Below are 10380 nucleotides of genomic sequence, written 5' to 3' on the forward strand. Positions count from 1 at the left end.
GCCGCCTTGGCGGTAAACGCCGACTGCGACGCCACCAACTGCGGAATATGGGCATCCAACAAACTCATAGCGATTCCCTTTCGTGAGCACGGTTATTCTGGTTAGCTGACGCAGCCGGCCATGATCGCCTCCCCCGCCCAACTCGGGTCCCAGGTAGCCGGCAGCATCGGGGCCCGCGCCACGTCGCCTGACTCCTGGGCGCCCAACCTGGTCAAACCTCCTGGCTCTCCGCCGGCCACCTTGCCGGCGGTCCCGGCGAATCCCAACGCCGCAGCGCCCCGGGCTGAGTAACCCGCGCCGGCCGGCGCCGTCGCGGGAGCGGTCGCCACCGCCGAAACCAATCGGGCCGGCGGCGGCACGGCAACAGCGCCGAGTTCGGGCGTCACCGAACCGGCGGCAACCGCGCCCACCGCCGCCGGAGCTGCCGCCACCGGCAGTCCGGCAGCGTTCATCAGCGCCGTGGCAGCCGGAACCAGCGCCGGCGGCAGCGCGGCCAGTAGCGCGCTGGTAGCACCAGTAATCACCCCCGTCGCCAGTGTCGTTGCCGGCGCTCCGCCTTCGGCCACGGTGTAGCCGAGCGCGAAGATCATCGGGCCCCATTCCAGCAGCGCGTTGAATGGATTGGTCCAAAAGGCATTGAGCATCTGCCACAAATTGCCGATCGGGTCCTGCAGGAATAGCGCGTCTTCCTTCAAGACCCACACATTGAACGCCAGATACGCCTCGGCAACCTCCTTCAGGAGCGCCCAGATCAAGTTCCACGGGATATCCCCCACGGTGGATTGGAGAGACGTGGCAGCGGCGTCGCCGGCGCTGCCGACACCAGGCTTGACCAGCAGCGGGGCGGGCGTGATATGCGGCGCCGACGCCAGCGCCGCGACCGAAGCCGCGTGATAGATGCTCATCGCGGCGGCAGCCTGGATCCACATCCGCAGATAGTCGCCCTCATTCAGAGCGATCGGGATCGTATTGATGCCAAAGAAATTCGTCGCCAGCAATACCGCGTGTACGGCGTGGTTGGCAGCCAACTCCGGCAACGTCGGCATCGCCGCGAGCGCGCCGGTATAGGCCGACGCCGCCGCCTCGTGCTGGACGGCCGCCCCGGCGCTGTCCGCGCTGGCCCGCAACAGCCAGGCCAGGTAGGGGATGTGTGCCGCCGCAAATACTTCGGCGCTGGGGCCCTGCCACGCTCCGATCTGAACCCCGCCCAGCAATGCGGTGAGTTCTTCTGCCACCGAAGCGTACTCGGCGCTGATCGACGTCCAGGATGCGGCGGCAACGAGCAGCGGACCGGGACCCGGACCGCTGCTCAGCAACGACGAATGCACCTCCGGCGGAGAGGCGATCCACACTGGAGCCGTCACTGCAAACCGCCGGACCCCAGGTAGCTGCCCGCCGCCGCGGCGTCACCTACCGCATAACTGACGCCGGCCTCACCGACACCGACACCGGACCGGCCGAGTTCTTCGACCCCTTCCGCCATGATCGCCGCGTGCTCGACGCCCTGACCGCTGAAGCCCGCCGCGGTTTGCAGCGACACCGGATCCGCCGCCGGCGGAACTACCGCGGTGATCAACGGCGCGGCGGCCGCCTGCGCCGCCGCGAGCCGAGCTGTCAACGCTTCCACCGCCGCGCTGGCCGCCGCCAGACCTTCGGGCACCACTCGCAGCGTCATTACCGATACTCCTTCCGAGGCGCCTGATCTACCGGCGCGGTACTTGCGACCGAATATAAATCTCATGAACTATAACTCTTGTCAACTGTTGAAATGGGCTACGGTGTCGTAGGTTTCGCGCACGTCAAATTGATTCTTCGGGTGCACGGCCCGGTGGGTGTCGGACACGGGCCGCCCGCTCGCGCGGTTCTCATCGGAACAGGTTCGCCCGCACGGCCATTGCCCTTGGGTGAGCGAAATCCTTTGTGTCGCAGTGACGGAAGTTCCGGGGCTGGCCCGGCCGTCAGAGGCCGACTGCGCGCTCCAGTTCCTTCAGCGAAGTCTCCAGGTGGCCGAGCGTCCGCTGCAGGTGCGGGACGCTGCGGCGGCAGCCGACGAGTCCGAAGTCCAGGCTGTCGGCGGTGCTGGTCAACGTGATGTTGAGCGCTTGTCCGTCGAGCACGAGGGACATCGGGTAGTTGCCGACCATTCTGGCGCCGTTGCAGTATCGCGGCTCGCGCACGCCGGGCACATTCGAGATGCACACGTTGAACGGCGGCGGAGTCATCTTGGTCAGGCCGGGCAAGGTATTGAGCGCGGCCGGGCTCAACAGCAGCAGTGACAGGGCCATCGCTTGCGCCCGAGGCAGCTGTGACAGGACTTTCTTGTTGTCGCGCATCGACGCATGAATGACGTCCAGGCGGTCGGCCGGGTCATCGAGGTGGGTAGCCAGGTTGCACAACACCGCCCCCACCATATTTCCGCCCACCGAGTCGTGATCGTTGCGAAGACTTACCGGCACCATCGCCACCAGCGGTGCGTCCGGCAGGGCGTCGTTGTCGTCGAGGTAGGCCCGCAGCGCGCCGGCGCACATCGCTAGCACGACGTCGTTAAGGCTCACTCCGGCAGCGTCTTTGACCGTCTTGACCCGGTCCAACTCCCAGGACTGGGCCGCGCAGCGCCGCGCTCCGCCGACGCCGACATTCAGCATGGTGCGCGGCGTCCCGAAGGGCAATGTCAGCTGCTGTTCCAGCAACGCCGAACGCGCCAACCGAAGCGTCGACGGGGCAAGCCCGCCAACCGATGCGAGCATTCCACCGAGGCGGTGCAACCGCCCGGGGCGCTGCCGGGCGCGCGCGGAGCGCGCGGGCGCGGGCGACCACGCCGCCCGAAAGTCGGTGTCGTCGCGATCGGCTGAAAGCGACTGTCGCATCAGGGTGAGTCCGGATACGCCGTCGATCAGCGCGTGATGCATCTTCGAGTAGATCGCAAACCGCCCGTCCTTGAGGCCTTCGATCACGTGTGTTTCCCACAGCGGCCGATGGCGATCGAGGAGGTTGGCGTGCAGCCTCGAGGTGAGCTCCAACAGCTCGCGCACCCGGCCCGGCGCCGGCAAGGCGGAGCGTCGCACGTGGTAGCCGAGGTCGACGTCGTTGTCGGTGGACCAGCCGACATTGGCGATCGAGCCATGCAAAGAGCTCGGCCGCTTGCGGAAAAGCGGTGCTATGTCTTGGCATTCGAGCATCGCCCGGTGGGTCTCGCGCACGAATGCCCGGCCGGCGCCCCCAGGCGGCTGGAACAGTTGCAGCGCCCCGACATGCAGCGGATGCTCGCGCGACTCCGCGGCCACAAACAACGCGTCGACCGGTGACATCAGTTCCATACATGTACTCCCCTCATGGCCCCCTGGGCCGGTTAGCGGCCGGTCAGCCCGTCAGGGCCAACTCGGACGTGTCGGCGCCGGCCGACGTGGTGAAGCGCAGGTGGTCATCGTCGACCGGGCCCTCGCGCAGCATTTTTCGGTCCGCCTGGTAGTCCATGCAGACCTGCCATGGTCCTTCGGTGCCCTGGTGGGGGAACTGGGCCACCGCGCGCCGGACGTAGCCGGCGGATAAGTCAAGGAACGGCCGGGTCGACATTGCCCCGGGCACCTGCGGGCAGCAGACATCGTGTCCGTTGGCTTCCATGTGAGCCAGCAGCCGGCAGAAGTGCTCGCATACCAGCCCGACCTTGAGCGTCCAGGACGAGTTGGTGTAGCCGAACAGGTAGGCGAAGTTGGGGACGTCGCTGAGCAGAAAGCTCTTGAACGCCACCTTTTCCGAGACGTCGACGGCGGTGCCGTCCACCCAGAGCTTGATGCCGCCGAATGCCAGCAGGTTCAAACCCGTTGCGGTGACGACGATGTCGGCCTCGATCTCCCGCCCGGACGCCAGCCGGATTCCGCGCTCGGTGAAGGTGTCGATCCGGTCGGTGACCACCGAAGCCCGGTCCTCGCGGATGGCCCGGAACATGTCGGCGTCGGGCACTGCGCACAGCCGCTGGTCCCACGGGTTGTACGCCGGGCGGAAGTGCTCGTCGACCGGATACCCGGCCGGCAGTTGCCGGGCGTTGAGGTGACGGATCAGCCGCCGGGCGGCCTGCGGGTATTGCTGGCAGAACCGCCAGACGAGCCGCTGTTTGGCGACGTTCTTTTTGCGGGTGAGGGCGTAGGCACGGTCGCGACCGACCAACTTGGGCAAGGTGTTGGCGATGCGGTCCTTCGACGGCACCGGGATCACGTAGGTCGGCGAACGCTGCAACATGGTCACGTGTCCGGCGGACTCGGCCATGGCCGGCACCAGCGTGACCGCGGTTGCGCCGCTGCCGATGATCACCACCCGCTTGCCGCGGTAGTCCAGGTCTTCGGGCCAGTGCTGGGGGTGCACGATCTGCCCGCTAAACCGTTGCCGGCCGGGAAATTCCGGCGTATACCCCGCGTCGTAGCGGTAGTAGCCGCTGGCGCAGAAGAACCATCCGCAACTCATGGTCACCCGTTCGCCGCAAGCCTGACCGTCGCGCGAGCGCTCGATCTGCACCAGCCAGCGGGCGTCACGGCTGGACCAGGCCGCCTCGATCACCTTGTGCCCGAACCGGATCGCCGTACCGATGCCGTTCTCGGCCACCGTCTGGCGAAGATAGGACATGATGGCGTCCGCGCTGGCGATCGCCTTGTCGTTCTCCCACGCCTTGAACTCGTAGCTGAACGTGTGCAGATCGGAGTCCGACCGAATTCCCGGATACCGGAACAGGTCCCATGTCCCGCCGATATCGCCGCGGGCCTCAACGATGGCGAACGTCTTGGTCGGCTGCATTGTCCGCAGGTAGTAAGCAGCGCCGATGCCCGAGATACCGGCACCAACTATCAACACGTCGACGTGCTCGATGCTGCTGGATTCCATGCGCGTGTCCTGTTCGATGGGATCTGCCCCGCGGACCTCACCGTCCGAGGGGAGGTGGCTGAACCGTCGAACACACCTTGCCGCACATCACGGCGTCATGTCTTGACAGCAGAGGACATCGTTTTGACAATTGAGGACAGCTATTTGTGGTCTGGACCACATCGACAGCAGGCGTCGGTGACGGCCTGCCGGCGGGAACGTCGAGATTGCTGCCACGGCTGTGGTTTTGGCCCTGGATTCACGCGGCCACAACCCTGGCGGCAATCTGGACGCGGCCCGGCAGGCACAGCGGCCGGAAGCGTGCTACAAGTCGGTCAGGTCGTCGGGCACGTCGACCGAGTGCTCTTTCAGCGTCTCGAGCGGGACCACCTCGAGGGTGCGCTCGTGGGTGGCGGCCAGCACCACCGGAGCGGCACAGCCATCATGGTGGGCCCGTAGCCAATTCATCGCGGTCACACACCAGCGGTCTCCCGGCAGCAGCCCGGGGAAACGGTACTGGGGAACGGGCGTCGACAGGTCGTTGCCGATCGAGCGCTGATGTTCGAGGAATTCTGCGGTCACGACGGCGCAGATGGTGTGTCGGCCCAGGTCTTCGGGGCCGGTGGAACAGCAGCCGTCTCGATAGAAGCCGGTCAGCGGGTCGGTACCGCACGGTTGCAGGGGTCCGCCCAGCACGTTGCGGTCAGGCTGGCGTTCAGGCACCTGCCCAGTATCGCGCTTTCCGGCCGCGGATCCGCGAAGCCGCGACCGGTATGCCGTAGTGCGCCTAGCCGGCCGCCATCCGGAACCCGGGCAGCAGTCCCACGCCGGTCAGGCTGGTGGCCGCGGCGGTGTCGACATCGGTGTACATCCGCGCGATGTCGGCGAAGGCCTCTCCGGCCCGTCGCAGCTCTTCTTGCGCCGCTTGATTGAGGGCCAGCAGCTGAGCGGCCTCCGCGGTGAACGCGGCCACCGCCTGGGCCGAGACTTCGTCGGCCCCGGCGGGCAGCAGCGAGGTCAGCGGGGTCGATGCCGTCGCACCGGCCTGCAGTCCTTGGGAGGCGTTGTCGGCAACCTGCGCACCGATGTCGGCGGCTGCCGGATCGATAGACATCGACTGCATGTGTTTCTCCTGTATAGCGCCAGTCAGTGGTGGTCAACGACGAGGTAACCGGGGCCTTAAACGATGTCAATCGCGATAGTAGTCGTAAGGAATAGTTTTCATCTGCAATTCTCGAAAATCGGTCCTACCCAAGCCCGGATGACGTTCGTTGCGACGTGCCGCCCGCCCAACCTCTGCACAATCCAACGGTCTTAGCACCGTTTGGGTTCACCTGCACCCCAAAAATTTTCGGGGGCCAGCGGGGCCGGCGCCGACATCGGCGATCGCCGTCAAGGGCCGGATGGCCCTCGGGTTCACTGGCTGCGTGTTAGGTTCAGCGGCGTGATACTTACGGGTGCCTTCCTGGCCGACGCCGCCGCCGTGGTGGACAACAAACTCAACGTGCAGGGCGGCGTGCTGTCGCGATTTGCGGTCGGGCCGGACCGGTTGGCCCGGTTTGTCTTAGTGGTGCTGACGCAGTCCGAGCCGGGCAGTTCCGACGACCGGCAGCTCAACATCGAGGCACGCCCTCCCGCGGATGCCGAGGATGCCGAGGCGATACGCCTGCAGTTCGAAGTGCCCGAAGCGGCGGTCGCCGAGTTTCCCGGATTCGCCTTCTTCGAGATCCAGCTGCGCTTGCCCGTCGACGGCCGTTGGGTGTTGGTAGTGACCGCCGACACCGGAGCGATCTCGCTTCCGGTACTGGTCAGCGAGATGCAACCGTCGTTCGGCTTCTGAGCCGACGCGGGACGCTCAGCGCCGCGCGGTGTCGGTGAGCGTCTGCGCGGGCGGCCACGTCTCGCCCGCCGGCCGCATCGACGATCAGACGCAGTCCGAGGCGCCGTCGACGACGAAGACGGCGCCGGTGGTGTAGCTGCTGTGCTCGGTGCACAAGAAGGCGACCGTGGGCGCTATCTCGCCGACTGATCCGAAACGTCGCAACGGAATATGCGCCAGTTCCGCCGCCACCAACTCGGGTGCGATGTGCATGGGTGCGGTCATCGGGGTATCGATGGTGCCCGGTGCTACCGCGTTCACCCGTATTCCCATCGGGGCCCACTTGACCGCGAGATTCCTGGTGATCGAGATGATCCCCGCCTTGGCGGCGCCGTAGCCGGGTACCAGCGGCACCGCTCGCAGCGCAGACATGGATGCCATGTTGACCACGCTGGCACCCCCGGACGCCGTCGACGCTTTCAACGCGCGGCGAAGTCCAACCGTCAATCGGTAGGGACCGGTCAGATTGAGAGTCACCGACGTGTCGAACCCATCCGGCTTGGATTCGTCGAGCCCGCCGGGGAAGTTCGCACCGGCGTTGTTGACGAGCACGTCCAGCCTGGAGAAACGCCGAACCAACTGGTCCACCGAATCGGCATCGACCAAATGCAGCCGGTGATAGGTCATGCCCGACAGGTCTGTCTCGTAATCGGCCGCGGCCGCCTTGGTTCCGGTGACCGCGACCTCGGCCCCGGCATCGCGGAACAGCGTCGCGATCGCGTGTCCGATTCCGCTGGTGCCGCCGGTGACCAGGGCGGTGGTCCCGGTGAAGTCGAAACTCACCCTCGCGGTCATGAATTGCTCGCTATCTGATGCTTGAGCCATGCGCTTTCCCAGAAGTTCGTACTGTCGGCCAGCAATGTCTGGTGCGCTTGGCTGAGCAGTGCGCGCGCCTGATCGTCGGGCACCAACTCGGCGAGGTGGATGGCGTGCAGCGGCCGGCCGGCGGCCAGGTGCGCGCGCGCCCGAGCCAGGAGCGCGTCGGCGCCGGCCAATTCGACGACGTCTGCCGCGACGGCGTCGAAGCCGACGGGGTAGAGCTCGGTCGTCGAGCGGTGATGAAACCAGCCCGAATAGTTCTCCCAGATCGCCCGCACATCCCAGGCGACCTTTCCGTATCCTTGGCCCACGTCGTATTCCGGTGGCAGGCTGATCTCACGCATCAGCGTCACGACGTCCTTTCCGGCGTTCATCCCGGCGACGGTCTGGTCGTGGATGTACTGAACGGCATTGCGCAGCCGGGTCAGTTCGGCGTTGATACGTTCGGCGCCGCTGATCGGCGCGAAGTGACCGGTCACCAGCAGCTCGGGTTGCAGGTCGCGCACCCGCTCGATCGAGGAGATGGCGGTCAAGGCGTCTCGGTAGCGATCGCCGCGAATGGTGACGAGGTTGGGCACGTGCCCGAATATCGGACCGAAGGTATTGCCGCACAGGCATATTCGCTCGTCAGGCAGCCACACCACGAGTGAGTCGGTGGTTTCTCCGCCCGGAACCGCCAGCAGTTCGATCCGCCGGCCGCCGACCTCCAGCGTGAGGGTGTCCTCGAAGTCGAGATCGACGGCCGGGACGCTCTGGGCGGGCAGGCGGCTAGTGCCCAGGCGGCGTTGAATCGCTTCGATGCCGGTCTTCAGCGTGTCCTTGAACGCGAAAGCGCTGCGGCTGGCGCGATACCGGATGAGACGTTCGTTGTCGTCGCGCCACAGGGTCCAATTCTCCTGCGCGACAACGACGGTATCGGCGTCACGGACGCTGTCCAGACCGCCGACATGGTCGACGTGTCCCTGGGTGATGATGATGTAGCGCACCGGTGAGTTGTCGACGGCGTCGAAGTTGGCGCGGTGCACCGGTCCCTCGAAACCCATGCCGGTGTTGACGATCACCCGGCCGTCGCCGGTGGTCAGCAGGTAGGCATTCGACAGACCCGGCGAGCACCATAGGCCCGGGGCGAGCTCCTCGGCCCGTTCGGCGGCCGCCGGGCGTATCTCGTCGGCGCCGGGCCGGCTGAGATAAACCGGTTCGAACATCGCTGCGGTCTCCTTCGTCGGGTCAGGACTCGGCACGGACGTCGAATCTGTCGAAATAGAAGCCGAACCGTTCGCGGAGTTGGTCGGCCGAGATACCGAAGTGGCGTTGCAGGTCGTAACGGATTCGGCCGTGCTTGCCGCGGGGATTGCCGTCCAGGTACTGCTGAAAGCGCCCACGTACCTCGGGGGTCAATTCGACTCCGCCGCGCCGGTAAAGGGTTTCGAGCAACGGCATTTCGTTGCCGTCGAGCCGGTGGAATCCGATGTCGATGCTGCGCTCGGGTGGCACCAGGGCGCGGTCGCGCACGCAGGCGCGCAGCAGCCGATCCACTCGGTCGCTCCAGTAGTCCAGCAGCCAGGCGGCGTCGATGCTGTTACGGCGCAGCCGATCGGAGTAGGCCATCATGGTGATCGCCGACTGGATCACCGCGACGGGATCGCGATGGGTGAACACCACCGTCGCGTCGGGGAAGGTCGCCATCAAGGGGCCGAGTTGTTCACAATGCTGTGGGCTCTTGAGGACCCAGGTGCGCGGGCCGCGCAGAAATGTCAACGCCCGCAACACTTTTTTCAGATACGCGTAGTGGCGGTGTTGGTCAAGCGTCAGATAGTAGTCGCGCCAGTCCGGCACTCGCGCATGCCATTCCAGGACGTAGGAGGCCAGGTCCAGGTCGAGGAGTTCCACCTCCTCCTCGATGGCCGCGGGGAAGCGGTCGTGCATGGCGGCCACCATTGGAGCGGTAACCATGAGCGCGTCGTGCTCTTGCTTGATCCGGGTGTAGCGAGGGTCCACTCCGAAGATGTCGGGGCCCTGGCCGCGGGCCGGAATGGGTTCCTGGCTTTCCCAGTAGGGCAGCGCCCGCCGGCGTGGATCCGCGGCGATCAGGTTGACCAGATGGGTGGTACCCGATCGCGGCATCCCGACCACGATGAAGGGTTTCTCGATCCGGATAGATTCGATCTCGGGATACCGCTTGACCAGGTCGGTCAGCGACAAGCGGTTGCGCAGCAACCGAACCACGCGTTGTCGCAAGGTGCCGCGGGTGAGCTGGGTCAGCCCTGTGTCGCCGTCGATGGCCGCCACGTGCGCGGCCAGCCGGTCACCGAAGCCGTCGGTGTCGTCCAGGTCGGTGACTCCTGCCTGGTCGATCGCCTCGGCCAGCATCTGGTCGACGTCGAACCGGATGTGACGCGACTCGGTGAAGTTCAACACCTGGCGCTGCACGTCGGTCAACGTGGGTGATGTCAGATCGGCGAAGTCGATGCCCTGGGTGTCACCGCCCGTAAGGTCCACCGGGTCCCCGCTCCCACGCGTCGATCGGAGTCGATCGATATGTGCCTCAGACGGTAGCCGGTGCTGGGCCGCGGTAGCACAGGCAGGTCGACCAGCATGCGGCGGTGCGTGCCGGGCCGCCCGGTAGCGTGAAGTCCGCGATAGGAAATGGGGAGGCAGTGATGTCGATACCGAACGAACCTCGAGACCCCTCCAGCGAGCCGCCTTGGGGCGAACAGCCCCATGGCCACGGACCACCGCCCAATCCCCATGTTCCTTCCCAGTGGGGCTATCCGGGTCAGCCGCAGCCCGCCAACCCGGCTTACCCCCACCCCGCTTTCCCCGGCTACCAC

10 protein-coding genes and 1 pseudogene are annotated in these 10380 nt (G+C 66.2%); 1 reads left to right on the plus strand and 10 read right to left on the minus strand.

Annotation, left to right across the window (positions count from 1 at the left end; all coding sequences use genetic code 11):
* From BST40_RS29705 to BST40_RS25980, 7 genes and pseudogenes are all read right to left on the minus strand, one after another.
* Window positions 1-68: pseudogene (locus BST40_RS29705) on the minus strand (type VII secretion protein EsxS); the annotation flags it as partial.
* A 33-nt stretch (window positions 69-101) separates the two neighbouring features.
* Entirely contained in the window at window positions 102-1364 is a 1263-nt protein-coding gene (locus BST40_RS25955; protein ID WP_083156188.1) for a PPE family protein, read from the minus strand.
* Window positions 1361-1675 (minus strand): PE family protein, encoded by a 315-nt coding sequence (locus tag BST40_RS25960; RefSeq protein WP_075549401.1) that lies wholly within the window; start codon window positions 1673-1675, stop codon window positions 1361-1363. Before BST40_RS25960 ends, BST40_RS25955 begins: the two co-directional genes overlap by 4 nt.
* Before the next feature lie 283 nt (window positions 1676-1958).
* Window positions 1959-3308 carry a WS/DGAT/MGAT family O-acyltransferase gene (locus BST40_RS25965; protein WP_089025312.1) on the minus strand — a complete coding sequence of 450 codons (1350 nt, stop codon included), beginning with the start codon at window positions 3306-3308 and terminating at the stop codon, window positions 1959-1961.
* Between the two features lie 52 nt (window positions 3309-3360).
* On the minus strand, window positions 3361-4872 hold the full coding sequence (locus BST40_RS25970) for a flavin-containing monooxygenase (protein WP_075549403.1): 1512 nt from the start codon (window positions 4870-4872) through the stop codon (window positions 3361-3363).
* 303 nt (window positions 4873-5175) lie between these two features.
* Window positions 5176-5547 carry a DUF2237 family protein gene (locus BST40_RS25975; protein WP_075549404.1) on the minus strand — a complete coding sequence of 124 codons (372 nt, stop codon included), beginning with the start codon at window positions 5545-5547 and terminating at the stop codon, window positions 5176-5178.
* 91 nt (window positions 5548-5638) lie between these two features.
* Window positions 5639-5974 carry a PE family protein gene (locus tag BST40_RS25980; protein ID WP_075549405.1) on the minus strand — a complete coding sequence of 112 codons (336 nt, stop codon included), beginning with the start codon at window positions 5972-5974 and terminating at the stop codon, window positions 5639-5641.
* Between the two features lie 321 nt (window positions 5975-6295).
* Here BST40_RS25980 and BST40_RS25985 point away from each other — a divergent pair, with 321 nt between their 5' ends.
* Complete coding sequence (locus BST40_RS25985; protein ID WP_075549406.1) at window positions 6296-6691, plus strand: hypothetical protein; 396 nt, start codon at window positions 6296-6298, stop codon at window positions 6689-6691.
* Window positions 6692-6775: 84 nt separating this feature from the next.
* Here BST40_RS25985 and BST40_RS25990 read toward each other — a convergent pair whose 3' ends face one another.
* From BST40_RS25990 to BST40_RS26000, 3 genes are read right to left on the minus strand one after another with little or no spacing between them, the layout of a single operon-like run.
* Window positions 6776-7525 (minus strand): SDR family NAD(P)-dependent oxidoreductase, encoded by a 750-nt coding sequence (locus tag BST40_RS25990; protein WP_075549407.1) that lies wholly within the window; start codon window positions 7523-7525, stop codon window positions 6776-6778.
* Window positions 7522-8754 carry an MBL fold metallo-hydrolase gene (locus BST40_RS25995; RefSeq protein ID WP_075549421.1) on the minus strand — a complete coding sequence of 411 codons (1233 nt, stop codon included), beginning with the start codon at window positions 8752-8754 and terminating at the stop codon, window positions 7522-7524. Before BST40_RS25995 ends, BST40_RS25990 begins: the two co-directional genes overlap by 4 nt.
* A 22-nt stretch (window positions 8755-8776) precedes the next feature.
* Entirely contained in the window at window positions 8777-10048 is a 1272-nt protein-coding gene (locus BST40_RS26000; RefSeq protein ID WP_075549408.1) for a sulfotransferase family protein, read from the minus strand.
* Between the last annotated feature and the right edge of the window lie 332 nt (window positions 10049-10380).

It is taken from the genome of Mycobacterium persicum (assembly GCF_002086675.1).
GTDB lineage: Bacteria > Actinomycetota > Actinomycetes > Mycobacteriales > Mycobacteriaceae > Mycobacterium > Mycobacterium persicum.